13 protein-coding genes are annotated in these 14,561 nt (G+C 57.2%); 3 read left to right on the top strand and 10 right to left on the bottom strand.

Annotated features, from left to right (window positions below):
* Nucleotides 1-52 precede the first annotated feature (52 nt).
* From feoB to VMC84_RS13120, 9 genes are all read right to left on the bottom strand, one after another.
* The gene (gene feoB / locus VMC84_RS13160) at nucleotides 53-2,056 is read right to left on the bottom strand and encodes a ferrous iron transport protein B (RefSeq protein WP_325381388.1); all 2,004 of its coding nucleotides are present in this window, start codon (nucleotides 2,054-2,056) and stop codon (nucleotides 53-55) included.
* Nucleotides 2,057-2,073: 17 nt separating this feature from the next.
* Complete coding sequence (locus VMC84_RS13155) at nucleotides 2,074-2,778, bottom strand: metal-dependent transcriptional regulator (RefSeq protein WP_325381386.1); 705 nt, start codon at nucleotides 2,776-2,778, stop codon at nucleotides 2,074-2,076.
* 291 nt (nucleotides 2,779-3,069) lie between these two features.
* Nucleotides 3,070-3,378, bottom strand: a complete 309-nt coding sequence (locus VMC84_RS13150; RefSeq protein WP_325381384.1) for a hypothetical protein — start codon at nucleotides 3,376-3,378, stop codon at nucleotides 3,070-3,072.
* Between the two features lie 264 nt (nucleotides 3,379-3,642).
* On the bottom strand, nucleotides 3,643-5,067 hold the full coding sequence (locus tag VMC84_RS13145) for an aldehyde dehydrogenase family protein (RefSeq protein WP_349256783.1): 1,425 nt from the start codon (nucleotides 5,065-5,067) through the stop codon (nucleotides 3,643-3,645).
* A 90-nt stretch (nucleotides 5,068-5,157) separates the two neighbouring features.
* Nucleotides 5,158-5,892, bottom strand: coding sequence for a hypothetical protein (locus VMC84_RS13140; RefSeq protein WP_325381380.1), 735 nt, complete (start codon nucleotides 5,890-5,892; stop codon nucleotides 5,158-5,160).
* Nucleotides 5,893-5,959: 67 nt separating this feature from the next.
* A complete protein-coding gene (locus VMC84_RS13135) occupies nucleotides 5,960-6,475 on the bottom strand; it encodes a hypothetical protein (RefSeq protein ID WP_325381378.1) in 516 nt (171 codons plus the stop codon).
* A gap of 46 nt (nucleotides 6,476-6,521) precedes the next feature.
* The gene (gene map, locus VMC84_RS13130; protein WP_325381376.1) at nucleotides 6,522-7,394 is read right to left on the bottom strand and encodes a type II methionyl aminopeptidase; all 873 of its coding nucleotides are present in this window, start codon (nucleotides 7,392-7,394) and stop codon (nucleotides 6,522-6,524) included.
* Complete coding sequence (locus VMC84_RS13125) at nucleotides 7,394-8,542, bottom strand: Xaa-Pro peptidase family protein (RefSeq protein ID WP_325381375.1); 1,149 nt, start codon at nucleotides 8,540-8,542, stop codon at nucleotides 7,394-7,396. Before VMC84_RS13125 ends, map begins: the two co-directional genes overlap by 1 nt.
* Nucleotides 8,543-8,666: 124 nt before the next feature.
* Complete coding sequence (locus VMC84_RS13120; RefSeq protein ID WP_325381373.1) at nucleotides 8,667-9,725, bottom strand: helix-turn-helix transcriptional regulator; 1,059 nt, start codon at nucleotides 9,723-9,725, stop codon at nucleotides 8,667-8,669.
* A 120-nt stretch (nucleotides 9,726-9,845) separates the two neighbouring features.
* Between VMC84_RS13120 and VMC84_RS13115 the strand changes: the two genes are divergently transcribed.
* The 3 genes from VMC84_RS13115 to VMC84_RS13105 all read left to right on the top strand — a co-directional run bounded on the left by VMC84_RS13115 (nucleotide 9,846) and on the right by VMC84_RS13105 (nucleotide 13,986).
* A complete protein-coding gene (locus tag VMC84_RS13115) occupies nucleotides 9,846-11,441 on the top strand; it encodes a tRNA uridine(34) 5-carboxymethylaminomethyl modification radical SAM/GNAT enzyme Elp3 (protein ID WP_325381371.1) in 1,596 nt (531 codons plus the stop codon).
* Between the two features lie 62 nt (nucleotides 11,442-11,503).
* A complete protein-coding gene (locus tag VMC84_RS13110) occupies nucleotides 11,504-13,438 on the top strand; it encodes a hypothetical protein (protein ID WP_325381369.1) in 1,935 nt (644 codons plus the stop codon).
* A complete protein-coding gene (locus tag VMC84_RS13105; RefSeq protein WP_325381367.1) occupies nucleotides 13,435-13,986 on the top strand; it encodes a rubrerythrin family protein in 552 nt (183 codons plus the stop codon). The genes VMC84_RS13110 and VMC84_RS13105 overlap by 4 nt, the downstream gene beginning before the upstream one ends.
* A gap of 266 nt (nucleotides 13,987-14,252) precedes the next feature.
* Here the strand turns inward: VMC84_RS13105 and VMC84_RS13100 are convergent, their stop codons facing one another.
* The gene (locus VMC84_RS13100; RefSeq protein WP_325381416.1) at nucleotides 14,253-14,549 is read right to left on the bottom strand and encodes a DUF1616 domain-containing protein; all 297 of its coding nucleotides are present in this window, start codon (nucleotides 14,547-14,549) and stop codon (nucleotides 14,253-14,255) included.
* Nucleotides 14,550-14,561: the final 12 nt, after the last annotated feature.

Genomic DNA, 14,561 nt, shown 5'->3' with positions numbered 1-14,561 from the left:
CACGTAAAGCGGGGTTGGGTTTAATACTTTGTTATGATTTTTTCTTATCGAATTATATGAATAAGGTTAAAAGCCTGAACGCTATGCCTCCAATGGCGATTGCGAGGCCGATCTCCACGAGGGTCATGATGAGGGCGTCCTTCCAGCTGAACTCGGACGCGATCGCGAAGATGGTGGACAGGCACGGGATGTAGATCATGCTGACCAGCGCCAGCACGATCAATTGTACCGGCGACATGATCGACGCGAAGTTCGTGGTCTGGAAGATGACGGCTAGCGTCAGGATCGTCATTTCTTTCCGGACGATGCCGAAGATCAGAAGTATCCCCGCGACCGCCGGAAGCCCGAGCCACCAGACCGTTATGGGCGTCAGGGCGGCGTTTATGGGGTTCAGGACGCCGTACGCGTAAAGGGCCTGGAGGGCCGCGCTGCCGACGATATACGTAGGGAACACGATCAGTATGAGCGACTTGGTGCGGGCCCACGTCTGCTTGAGGATTACCTTGAGCGACGGCACATGATAGTCCGCCATCTCCATGATAAGGCCCACAGATTCGCCCGGCATCACCTTGAACGCGATGCGCCCGACGACGATGATAAGGAGAATATCGAAGGCATAGAGCGCAAACGCCCACCAGATGTTCACGAAGGCGGCCACCAGGCCCAGGATGACGACGGTCCTGGCCGTGCACGGAACGAACGTGACCAGGAAGGCGAGGAGCTTTTTTTGCTTCGGGGATTCCATGATGCGGCATGAGTATATGGCGGGCACGTTGCATCCATATCCCAGGATCAGGGGGATGATGGCCTTACCATGTAATCCCAATTTATGCATGCCGCGGTCCAGAATCACGGCTATCCGGGTCAGGTATCCGGAATCCTCGATGAACGCCAGTAAGAGGTAGAAGGGCAGCACATAAGGTATGATAAGCGTGACTCCCGCTACGAAGCCGGTGTACGCGCCGTTCCAGATTATGCTCCCGATAGGGCCGGAAATAACGGGCTCGTATTGCTCAAAAGACGTTAAAACGTTCTGTATGAAAGTGGATATTTGCGCCCCGATGACGAACGTCCAGACCAGCAACCCACCGATGACCGCGATGGCCACAAGGTAGCCGAGTACCGGGTGTAATGCTATGCCGTCCAGCCAATCGGTCATAGACCTTTTCTGAACGCCCGCCTTTAACTCCATAAGCACCTGATGGGCGATCATATCGGCCACATGGTAGCGCTCTCCGGTGATGACGATGCTCGACGGCTCCCCATGGATCTGCTCGATCTCGTCCCCGAGCGTTTTAGCCAGGCGGGAAATTTCCGGGCTCGATTTTTCGACGAGTGCCACGATCTCCTGGTCTTGCTCAAGGAGCTTGATAGCCGTCCACCTGGCCGGATACCCGAAGCTCATTTTGCACATGGCGGCCACCAGTTTCTCGACACGTTCCTCGATTTCCCGGCCATACTGGACTCGGTGGGGCAGGGTTCGCCGTTCCGTTATATTAATGATCTTTTCCGTCAGGTCCGCGATGCCCTTGCCTTTTATGGCAACGGTCGTGACCACTGGCATGCCCAGTATCTCCTCCAGCTTTCTGGCATCGATGGATAGCCCCTTCTTCTCCATCAGGTCGACCTGGTTGAGCGCCATGACCATCGGCACTTCGAGCTCGATGAGCTGCAGTGTGAAGAACAGGTTTCGCTCCAGCGCCGATGCGTCGACGACGTTGACGACGGCATCCGGCTTTTCGAGCGCGATGAAATCCCGGGATACGATCTCTTCCATCGAATATGTAGAGAATGAATAAATCCCGGGCAGGTCGATGATCTTTATCCTTTGGCCCTTGTATTGTAATAGCCCTTCGGCTCGCTCGACCGTCTTGCCGGGCCAGTTCCCGATGATCTGGTCGACCCCGGTTAATTGATTGAAAATGGCGCTCTTGCCCACGTTCGAGTTGCCGGCAAGGGCGACTACCCGGCCTATTTTATCCCGGTCAATGTTACCGGTCGAATCCTTTAGTTTAGGAGCCTGGCCAAGTCTCGTGCGATCCTCACTGCCAGCCATAATTGTAAACTCCTTTTTTATCCTGCTATGTTGACAAAGATGTTATCGGCGATCTCCCGGGCAATCGCCAGTTTCGTCCTTCGCACGCACACTTCGATGGGGCCATTCATCGGCGCTTTCCGTAGAAGCTCGACTTCCGTATGTAGGGTCAGACCCAGGTCCGAAAGCCTCTGGACGACCTTCTTATCTCCCCGGAGGAATTCGATAACTCCCTTCTCGCACGGCGCCAACTCTGTGATGGGCACAATATTCCTCTCATGTGCCACATATTCCTTTTCGTGGGCTGCTATGTCGCATTCATCGCACGTGCCAACGGCCATGGCACACGGGCTTATCGGGCTTCCATGCGGACACCTGGCAGGGGCGTTGAGCATTTTACAGAGCGCGTTCTCCGTCTCATCGGATATTGTATGCTCCATCTTGCAGGCTTCATCGTGGACATTGTCCTTATTTATGTGAAGAGTATCCGTCAGGAATACTTCCAGGAGCCTGTGCCTGCGTTTGATCTTCGTGGCAATCTCCAGTCCCTGCTTCGTGAGGGACGCGCCTTTATATGGTTCATAGGTGACGAGGCCGTTCTCCGCCATGTTCTGGAGCGCCTCGGTCACGCTGGCCGGGGCCACGTTTAGGCATTTGGCTATCGCCGTCGTCCTCGCGGAGCCTTCCTTACCGCCTATATCGTAAATGGTTTCCAGATACTCTTCTACCTGTTCCGATGGCATCCTTATCACAACGAGAATTTAGGTCGCCCTAATATTAAAACATTTCGGCCACCCTAAATTTTTTTATAAAGACTATTAAGAAAAAAGTATACGTCAGGTTAAAAGATCTGGCCAGCACGCTATCCATTACTTGCCCCGGCGTTACCTAAAGGCTAAAAAAGCTCGTATCATTGCGGTTGATATCCTACGAAAAGTACGGTGGATTCACATTAACTGAAAGAGGGTCAGGTTATCATCATAATCAATACGAACTTTCAAAAAAGTAAAAAATTAAAATTGTCTACGTTCTGTTTATGGCTTACTTTTAACTGCGGTCGGCTTTACCGTCGGCTTTACGACCACCATTTTTTTCACAGTAGGCTTTACCGTCGGCTTTACGACCGCTTTTGTTTTCGCGGTAGGCTTTACTGTCATAGCTTTCGTGGCCGCGTTAGGAGTCTTTGCCACGGTATGAGGGTTTTTAACTTTAAAAAGTACTTTATCTGTCGATCCGCTAACGGGAGTCTTAGCCATGGCAAGACCGCTGACAAGAACGGATCCGACGAAAACGATAGCCAGGACTAACGCCGCATATTTAATTGACCGATTCTCTCTGAACAATCCAATCACCCGGATAAAAGCTATCTTCCGGAGGATATATTGATTATCAATTTTTACAGTAACTAAAGTCGCTCCCGACAATACCTTCAGGGAAGCAAGGGTGAAATAGACAAAAAAAATGCATAAATATCGCTGCGTCCGGACATTAGAATATAACACAACATTTGGGATCGGTAGTATTAATGGACAGAATCATCGATTGTATATGTCGGAACCGGGCCTTTTTCTCATATTCACTTAATGCATAATCGTAATTGTGGATTGTCACAGCATGATGCTCTTGAGCTCGTAGTACGCGTCGATGGTCTCCAGCCCGTTTTCGCGGCCTATGCCGCTCTCCTTGACGCCGCCGAACGGCATTTCGGGGGGCAGCTTGACGTGCTGGTTGATCCAGGTGATGCCCGACTCTAGCCTTTCGCAGGCGGCTTTGGCCTTTTCCATGTCATTCGTCCAGATAGAGGAGCCCAGGCCGTACTTCGTGTCGTTCGCCCGCTCGATGGCCTCGTCCAGGCCTTTCACGACCACAATGGGCAGGACCGGCCCGAAGACCTCCTCCCGGAGGAGCCGGGAATCCGGCGCCACGTTCGTTACAAGCGTGGGCATGTAAAAGAAGCCATTCCTGTACTGCTCTCCGTCCTGCACGCGCCCTCCCACGATAACACGGCCTTCATCTTTTGTACGCACCTCTTCGACGAGCCCTTTGATCTGCTCCCACTGGGCCCGATTATTCAGGGGTCCCATCTCGACGCCTTCGTCCATGCCGTTGCCCACGTTGAGGCGCTCTACCCGGGATTTTAGCTGGCCGATGAACTCGTCGGCGATCGCCTCGAAGACGAATAGGCGCTTCGCCGCCGTGCAGGTCTGGCCGCAGTTATAGAACCGCCCGTGGACCGCGCCCGCCACGGCCTTATTTATGTCGAAGTCGTCGCAGACGATCATCGGATCGCTGCCGCCAAGCTCTAGCGTAACCCGCTTCATGGACGCCGATACGGCCTGGAGCACGCGCTTTCCCGTCTCGATGGAGCCGGTGAAGGATATCTTTCTAACACCGGGATTCCGGACGATCTCGTCCCCGACGCTTTTGCCGGGGCCCGTGACGACGTTGAGGACGCCTTTCGGCAGGCCTGCCTCGCCCATGGCATACGCCAGAGACAGGTTCGTCAGAGGCGTCGTGGTGGCCGGCTTCAGGACGAGCGTGTTGCCCGTGATGAGGGCCGGGCCGACCTTCCAGCCCATGATGATGCCGGGGACGTTCCAGGGAATGATGGCGCCGCAGACGCCGATTGGCCTTCTCAGCACCGCACCGCGCTTGCCCTGCGCCAGCGGTATGAGGCCGTCCTCCAGCGCCGCCGAAATGCCCGCATAGTACTCCAGGATATTGGCGAAGCCCTGGATCTCGTCTCTCGCCTCCTTGAAGGGCTTGCCCTGCTCCATTGTGAGCATCGTGGCCAGGTCAGCCTGCCGGTCCCGGATGCGCTGTGCCGCCTTAAAAAATATCCTGCCCCGGTCCCGTGCAGGCATCGCGGACCACTTTTTCTGTGCCTCACGGGCCGCGTCGACGGCTCGCTTTACGTCTTCCGCGCCGCCGAGGGGCGCCGTGTCCAGGAGCTTGCCGCTGGCCGGGTTGCGGACTTCGTAGGTTTCGCCGGATGCCGCGTCCGTCCATTCGCCATCGATGAGCATCTTCATGGTGATCATTTGTTATTGGGCTGGGGGGTTAAGATACTTATCGTTCTATATTTTAAAGGAGACTTTAACGGCTAAAAAAATATGGCCGCCCTATGCGGGCGGCTCCGCCATTGGCTTCGTATCGCCGATCCGCTGCGGCATGCCGCTCATCACGGAGGCGGCATAGTCCGTCAGCTTAAGGGGCGCTGCGTCGGCAGGGAACGTGGCGCCACCCTTCATGGCATCCGCCAGAGCCTTAGTGAAGGCCGGGTAGGCGTCCCAGATGACCATCTTCCGCTCCTTAGACTTGATGACCTTCACGGGCTTTTCCAGGTCATACATCCTGGCCGTGCCGTCGGGCAGGTAGACGGATAATTTACCGAACGTCGCGATGGTGTAGTCCTTGCCCATGTATTCGGTGTGAATGCCTCCCAGGCCCAGTACGGCAGATGCGCCGGCGACGGGTATCGCCGAATTATTCGCCGCGTCCACGCGTATGTTCATGCCACCCATGCCCTTGCCCATATTGCCGGTGGATATATAGGCCATATCACTGGTCATGTTATATTTCCCTGTTAAGGGCTGATCCAGGGTGACGACCATGACCTTGCCCTTTTTACCCTCGATGGCCATTCCCTGGACCGTGAACGTCGCAGAATTATCCGATGTGCCCGTAACGGCGATCGGTATATCGACCCGCTTTACCATGCCCGCCATATGCCCGTGGTGCCACCCGCCGTCCTCCGAATCCCCCCAGTGGTCGGAGTATGCGGCGGGCGCCATGGCCGCCAGGAACATGGCCAGCATGGAAACCGTGAGAAGTGTTTTCAATATCGTTTTTCGCACTAATTATCCCCCGTTTATGATACGGGGCGGACTCTAAAAAAGTTTGGGGAACTTTTACGCGTTCGCCCTACTTCACCTGCGTGGCGTTCGACGACTTGACCTCGAAATCGAGCTGCATATCGTTCTGGAGCGTATAGATCTTGTCGTCATAGAGATACGTGTTCATGACATAGGGCAGGCGGTCCGTGTACAGGTAGCCCAGGGTCACCTTAAACGGCACATTCGCCCGCACGCTCATGGAATAGGAGCCGCCCTGGTCCGTGTCGTACTTCGCGGTCGGGTACTCGTCCCAGTAGTTCTTGTCCAGATAGCTAACCTTGACCGTGCCGTAGACGTGCTCGCCGCTCTTCACGGTCACATTGCCATAGAGCCTGACCATCTCCCCATTCCAGGGGGTCGTCGTCGGCGTAGGCTGAGTCGTGACTGTCGGAATAGGCGTGAACGTCGGGGGCGAGTACGTCGGGGCGATCGTCACCGACACAGGCGGCGGGCCCATCGGGTTCATACAGCCGGAAACGGCAAGAGCCAGGGCTACTGCGGCGGATGCCAGTACGATACGGCATAAAAGGGCTGGCTTTTTCATAATTTACGGTAGAAGAAATATCGGCCCAGCAATATAACTCTAACGTTCAGGTCGTGAGCTCGCTGCCGTCCTCGGTGATGATCATGGTGTGCTCCGCCTGGGATACGAGGCCGTGCTGGTGCTCGACCAGGACCGGGTAGCCGTGGATGATGCCCTGCCGCATGAGCGATGTCAGAGATTTGTCGACGTACTTGATGTCCTTGAGCCAGCGCCTGGCGAAAGGCAGGCCGTTATACTCCTGGATCTTCTTGAGCAGCTCCCGCTCATGGGGCATGCGCACGGGCTTCGTGTGGATCAGGCTGAAAATCTCGATGAACGAGCCCTCGACCACGATGCCGATGCCATTCGTGGCGAACGGCTCGATGGCGATGACCTGGCCGGCCTCCAGCTTTACGCCCTGGCCGATGCGCTTATTGGGTATGGCGGGCTCGGAGTGCTGGACGTAGTGGCCCAGGCCGTGGCCCGTGAGGTTGTATATAGGCTTGAAGCCGAAGCCCTCGATGGTCTCCTCGATGACGGCCCCGATCTCGGTGGTGTTTACGCCGGGCCGGACAAGCTTTATCGCCTGCTCCAGCGCCGTCCTGGACGCCTTGACCAGGTCCGGGTTACCCGAAAGGTCGACGGTGACGGCCGTGTCTGCGATGTAGCCGTCGATGTGGGCGCCGATGTCCACCTTGACCATGTCGTCGCCGAACACCCGCTCGTCGTCGACGCCCGGCGAGTCGTGTGCGGCTTCCTGATTAATGGAAATGTTCACCGGGAAGGCCGGCTTCGCGCCCTTTTCGATTATTTCTGCTTCTATAGCGTCTGCCACGTCCAGGAGCTTCGCCCCTTTTTTCACCCGGGGCACGGCGTTCTCCCGGACCTCCTTAAGGATAGCCCCGGCCTTCCTGTACTTTTCCAGTATCTCCGGCTCCATCAAATCACCAGGTTCTTAGGCATGTTCGTGAGATCGATACAGCCCGTATCCGTGACGACGACCATGTCCTCGATGCGGACGCCGCCCACGCCCTTGATATACAGCCCGGGCTCCACGGTGACGACCTGCCCCGCCTTGAGGGGCTCCAGGCCGGACTCGCTGATAGAAGGCAGCTCGTGGATGTCGATGCCCACGCCGTGGCCCGTCGAGTGGATGAAGCCCTCCGCCGATTTAGTCCGGGTCGTGCCATAGCCGTGCTTCTCGAAGCATTCGCAGACGAGGTCGTTCACGTACTTGCCGGTAATGCCAGCCTTGATCGCCTTCAGCGCAATATTCTGGGCCTCGAGCGTGACGTCGTACATCTTTTGTATTTCGGCTGACGGCCTGCCCATGACGACCGTCCGCGTCATGTCGGCATAGTAGCGGTCCTTTTTACCATACGGGAACAGATCGATCACGATGGGCTCATTCTCCTTGACGTGCCCCTCGCCCGCGAAGTGCGGGTCGGAGGAGCGGGGGCCGGCCGCGACGATACTGTCGTTGGTATCGTAGCCGTTGGCGATGAAGACCATCTCGATCTCCCTCTGGAGTAGCTCCGATGTGAGCGGCCTGCCCTCGTAGTAGAGCACGCCGTTCACGGGCTGCGACTTCTTTATGATCTCGATGGCGTGGGCCATGGCCTTCTCGTTCACAGCCTGCGCCTTCTTTATTTTCTCCAGCTCGTCCGGCGTCTTGACCGAGCGGGCCTCCTCGAAGAGGCGGGGCGTCGGGACGACCGTGATGCCCTTCGACCGCAGCAGGTCGCCCAGCAGCAGTGAAAAGTCCGCCGGTACCCTGACTTTCTTTATATTTATCGAGCTAAAGATCGCCACGAGCGTGTCGACCAGAGCGAGGTCCGGGTCCTTCAGGGACCTCAGGCGGTTAAGGTAATCATACTCTTCCATGGAATGAACGTTCTTGACCTTAGACTGTTTTTTCGCCCTCTCGTACTCCATCTGGCTGACGAAGAGGTACTCACTATCGTCCTGGCAGATATACACAAAACGGTCGGGTGCCAGGAAGCCCGTCGCATAGTACATGTCCGCGCTGTGGTAGCTTTCGCTGATAAGCAATATCGGCTCTCCACAGCCACGTTTAATAGAGCTCATGTTATCCCGTATACAAAGCAGGCCTCATTGCTTAAAAAATTATGCCAGTCGGCGGTGCCCACTCCGAGAAGGCACAACCGGTAAAGCAAGAAGTAAAAAAGATAAAGGAGTACTTTCACACCCCTCATTCTTTCGGGGGCTCTTCCTGCTTGTCGGGCCTGTTGAGGCGGATCAGGTTCTCCTTGCCCTTTTTAATCTTGATGATGGTGCCCTTCTCCTTGAGGTCAGTGAGCACCATGCTGAGCTTGGACTTCGAGAAGTCGGTCTTTTTCACCAAGTCCGACTGGAACATCTGGCCTCCGGCCTCTTCCAGGAACTTGACGATCCGCTCCTCGTCGGACATGAAGCGGCCCTCCTCACCCGGCCCGGGAAGCTCTTCGGCCGCCTCGACTTCCGCGTCCGGCAGGTCCATGTCCGGCACCGGGGGCGCCTCAGGCTGAGGCCTCCTCAGGAGCAGATACGCGACACCGAATCCGGCGATGGCTGAGACGAGAATGACCGGCACGAGCATCCACCACTCTAAGCTGAACGCCGTGGCGACAGCAGTCTTTTCCATGATAATGGAAGGCTCTCCCCCCGGGAACAGCCGGAAGTCGGAATCATTGGTCGAATCCATCACCCATCGGACCTGAGGCTGGTAAGACTTCTTAAAGTCATCCGCGTCCGGGGATATACTCGTGATATTGTATCCAGCCGGCAGAGTAAAAGTGATGGAATCGCCCGCGTTCATCAAATATCCGTCGACGAACGCGTCGCCGACCTCGAGGGCGTTCCCGCTGGCCATGGCAAAGCCGGTCCACGTGAATTGATAGCTAATGACGCCATATGTGTGCGAGCCGTTATCCGACAGGGCATATGGCTGCGATTTCTGGACCGTCACGTTGACGTCCTTCACCGTCATGTTGCGGCCGGTCATATCGCTGATCCTGGCCACGTAGTCTTTCATTTTTATCGTAAAGTCGGCCAGGTAGGATTTCGTGCCCTGGGCGGCGGTCGCGTCCCATCCGGCCACGTCGTCCGGCGTATCCAGCGGTATCATCTTCTCCGTGGTCCATCGGGCGTCCCCGTTCGGGTACACATCGACCTTTATGACAGTCGACTGGGCGAGAGCGGGTGCCGCAATGGACAGCGTGCAGACGAGCACGAGCGATATTACGGCCAATTTAATCGAAATACGGGTCATCTATATCCTTTAAAGATTTATTCGATAACGAAGACAAAGTTTAGTCATTAATTGATATATTCTTTGCCGTCAACGGGCCAGGGAAAAATACAATATATCACAGGCATAAGGTGCAGCGACATGGAAAACACGAGGGCCGCCTGCCGGGAGCTGGTCTCGCTCATCGTCGCGGGCGACGTCGCCACGCAGGCCGAACTGAACAAGGCGAAGAAGATGGTGAGCATACGGTATCATCTTTCGCAGCTGCCCCGGAATTCGGACATACTCCGGGAGGCGGGCGACGACCACGACGCCGTGCTGGGTATTCTTCAGAAGAGGCCGGTCCGGACGATGTCCGGCGTCGCCGTCGTCGCAGTCATGACCTCCCCCTATAAATGCCCGCACGGCAAGTGCGTCCCCTGCCCGGGCGGCGTGGATTCCGTATTCAACTCGCCCCAGAGCTATACGGGCGCCGAGCCGGCGGCGCTCCGGGCCATCCAGGAGAATTACGACCCGTACCGCCAGGTCACGGCCCGCCTGAGCCAGCTCCGGCAGATCGGGCACGAGCTGGACAAGGCCGAGCTCATCGTCATGGGCGGCACCATCACGGCCCGCCCTCTCGATTATCAGCAGTGGTTCGTGAAGCGGTGCCTCGACGCAATGAACGACTTCGGCGTTGAGCCCCTGTATACTAAATATCCGGAGGACGCGCAGGCGGTGAACGAGGAGGCGGCCGTCCGTAACGTTGCGATGACATTCGAGACCCGGCCGGACTGGTGCCGCGTTCAGCATATCGACCGCATGCTGGACATGGGCGTGACTAAAGTTGAGCTTGGCGTCCAGAGCACCTATGACTTTATTTTAAAGCGCATCGAGCGCGGCCACACGGTCGCGGACAGCGTCGAGGCCAACCGGGCGCTGCGGGACTCGGCCATAAAGGTCGGGTTCCATATGATGCCCGGGCTGCCCGGCTCGAGCTTCGAAACGGACCTGCGCTCCTTCGAGACGCTGTTCACCGACGGCAGGTTCTGCCCAGATTATCTGAAGATATACCCGACGCTGGTCACTCAGGGCACGAAGCTCTACGACCAGTGGGAGCGGGGGGAGTACACGCCCTATACGAGCGAAGAGGCGGCGCTACTGCTGGCCCGTATTAAGGAGCGCCTGCCGAAGTGGGTACGACTCCAGCGCATCCAGAGGGATATACCAGTAAAGCACATCGCCGCCGGCGTCGTCAAAAGCAACGTGCGGCAGCTCGCGGGCGATATCATGCAGCGGGAGGGAAAGCAGTGCCACTGCATCCGATGCCGCGAGGTCGGCCATAAGGCCCTGAACGGCCTCAAAGCCGACCCGGAACAGGTTAAGCTCGGCGTGGAAAAATACGAGGCCTGCGGCGGCCTGGAGCACTTCATCTCGTTCGAGGAGACGAACATCGACGCGCTCATCGGGTTCGCCCGGCTCCGGTTCCCCTGCCGGCCTCACCGCACGGAGCTGGCGGACGCGGCGCTGATCCGTGAATTACACGTCTACGGCCGGATGGTGCCCATCGGCGAGAAAGACGGGAACTGGCAGCACCGTGGCTACGGCATAGAACTTTTAAATAAGGCCCGGAGCCTGGCGAAAGAGGCGGGCTACGGGAAGCTGGCGGTCATGAGCGGCATCGGCGTACGGCCATATTACAGGAAGCTCGGGTTCGCGAGGGACGGGCCGTTCATGTCCATGCGGATACGGGACTGACGGCCTATAAGCCACTATTTATATGGCAAATATTAAATATATTTAATATTATTTATTAATTTGTGAAGCTTCTACCGGCCGTCCTCAATCGCCATAACAGGCAAGTATCTAAGGTGCAGGCGCCTAAAAAATCCGAGCCCGAGATCGGCACAGCGGCGGCGACCGTGCTGTCGCTGCTGGCCGTCGCATCCGTGTTCATCATTGTCGAGGCATACTTATCGAAGGTCGTGCTGACCGTTGACGAGCTGGACACCCTGTTAAGCGCCCTCCTGATCTGCGATGTCGCCGTCCTCTGCTGTGCGCTGCTCGTCACGGGCGCCCTCCGGTACGCCGCATCCGAACGCAACGGCTACCGCCGCAGCATTTTAAGCTATACGGCGCCCGCCACCTATGGCGCCCTGATGACACTGCCCATTGTTTACGTCGCCAGCGACCTGGCCTTCAAGCCCGAATATTTCGTGGGCTTTGATGTGGAGCTGGCGCTAGGGCTTTCCGCCCTGGGCATCGCGGCCCTGGTATTGTACTGTTACGATACCATCGAGAGCGCGAAGCCCGGGCGCATTTTATCCCGGCATCTGGAAGAGATGCGCGGCCAGCTCATGGACCATGAAGGCCCCGCCGGCCCGGCGGCGCTACAAAGGCCCGTTCTCCGGGGAGATGTAGGCTTGAAATTTACTGCGATGCTCGATAAGCTCTGTCTGCGCGGCGATAGCGAGACGGTGCTCATGGCGCTCGAAGAGACGAAACGCCTGGCCCTGGAGCCGCCGGACAGCGCCCGGTCCATCGCGCTCTCGGCCTCCATGGTATCCCTTATGGGCGAGACGGCGGCCATCGCGGCAAGGCACTGCCGGCACGATATCGTCTACCATTCGATCGACTCGATAGCGGACGTCTCGAGCTCTTCGCTCCACGCGGGCACGGCTTCCCTCGCGTTCCGGTCGCTGGGCGGCCTTTTCAACGTGTGCTCCACAGGCCTGGACGAGCGCATGCTGAACCGGCTGGAGACTAAGATGATGGAAACATATACGGCCATATTCGACCGCACCGGGCGCCATGAGGCGCTGGAGCTGGCCGCAGCTATGGCCGAGAAGGCGTCCGCCACCCGCATGTTCGTCGCCGAGGAGTACGACGGCGTACTATTTGCCATGGGCGGCGTCTACCGGAGGCTCGCCGAGGCCGGCGACTCGGAGGAGCAGGCGAATAAGGCCCTTACGGCGCTTTTCGAGGCGCTGACGGCCCGGACGGCCGAGGCCACCCCGCTCGACCACGCCTGTATCAAGGGAGAGATCGGCATGGCGTACCTCGCACTGGCGAAGGTCAGGAACCCGGTGAAAGGATACAAGAGCGCCGCGCAGGCCTTCGAGGACTCGGGCCGGCTGCTCGACGTAAAAGTATATCCATGGGATTCGGCGCTGTACCGGGGAAAAGCCGCCTGCGCCTATACGTTCCTGGCCGACGAGTACTGCCGCGGCAGGCGCTACGATGATGCCATCCAGGCCGCCCGGAGCGCGCTGTCGCTCTATCCGGACGCGGTAAAGTTCTTCGAAAAGCGCTCGCGGGAGGACTATGTGGAGGCCTCCTCGAACATGGGCTTCGCCCACACCATTGTGAGCGAAGTCTACCTGAAGTCCCGCATGTTCGACCTGTCGCTGAAGCACGCATCCAGCGCGCTGGGCGCGTACTCCGCCGCGGCGAAGGCGCTCGACGCGAAGGCCATGCCCGAGCGCTACGCGTTCCTTAAGACCAGCATAGGGCAGACCCACGCCAATATGGCTGAGATCCATTTCCGCGAGAAGCGCTACGAGAGCGCCATCGGCGCATGCGACAGCGCCATCGCCGCCTATAACGAGGCCATTCGCATCTACGACGAGCACAAGAAAGACAAGCCCGCGTCCACGGCGAGGAAGCAGCTCAAGAAGGCGAATGACCTGTTCAGCACGATGATGCGCATCGGCGTTGCCGATAAAAAGCCCGTGGCGCCGGTGGCCGAAATATGAAAAAGGCCACGGCCCGGAGCGTGAGGGACGCTTTCGGGGCCGAGAGCGCCGCTCATATGCGCTACCTTATCTTTTCGGAGCAGGCCGGGTACGAGAACTTCCCGAATGTCGCCCGCCTCTTCCGTGCGCTGACCTTCGCCGGGCAGGTGCATGCGATCGCGCATTATCGGCAGGCAAAGGAGCTGCTGGGCGAGTACTGCGTATATTTTTCGGCGCCATTCATCCTGGATCGTACCGTGGATAACCTGACAAAGGCGTCCGAGGCCGCACAGGAGGCGGGCGAGGAATTCTACCCGCCCCTTGCAGCCGCCGCCAGGTCTCAGGGCGAGATGCAGGCGGCACAGAGCTTCGAGCGGATAGCGCAGGTGAAAAAAGCGCATTATGAGATGCTGAGGAATATGCTTGGCTTCATCGAGCATGCAGCCGAGGAGCCGAAGATCGGCGGGCTTTATGTTTGCGGCGGCTGTGGTCTCGTGGTCGAGGGAAAGCCGCCCGGGATATGCCCGATATGCGAGGCTAAGCAGTCCTGTTTTAGGCTTGTAAGTTAAAAATTATGCTGTGTTGAATTGCTCTCGTATTTTATGCTTTTTAAGGGCACGGAGGACACTATTTTTCACCACAAAGGCACGATGGCACGGAGGCTCACAAAGTTTTCTTTTTAAATTAAGTTACAAAGAATCACAAAGCCGGTTCATTAACATCAGGGCACGAAGGATACAAAGACACAATGGAATGAACAAGAATATTTTTTACCATCGTGCCTTCATATCCTGTATCTTAAAAGTTCAAAAAGCAGCTTTGTGCCCTTTGTCTCTTAATTATAAAAAAGACTTTGTGGGCCTCCGTGCCATCGTGCCTTTGTGGTGAAAAATAGTGCCCTCCGTCCTCTTAAAAAGCTTAAAATACAGGAGCAATTCAACACAGCAAAAATTATTGCAAGAGAAGAAAAATATGGCGGCTCTCCACCCGTCACATTGACCCGGAGATAGCATTCACGATAGGGAGACGTCGTGTTCCCATCCTTATACAGGAGGAAATCGACCTTCATGTTCGTGCCGTTATGGCCGGGCCTCAGGCCGACGGGCTGCTCCCAGGTCTGGTTATCGGCCAGGAAGATCCGGTC

It is taken from the genome of Methanocella sp. (genome assembly GCF_035506375.1).
Classification (GTDB): domain Archaea; phylum Halobacteriota; class Methanocellia; order Methanocellales; family Methanocellaceae; genus Methanocella.
Note: the sequence above shows the minus strand (reverse complement) of the source record. Positions and strands in the feature narration are given on the sequence as shown.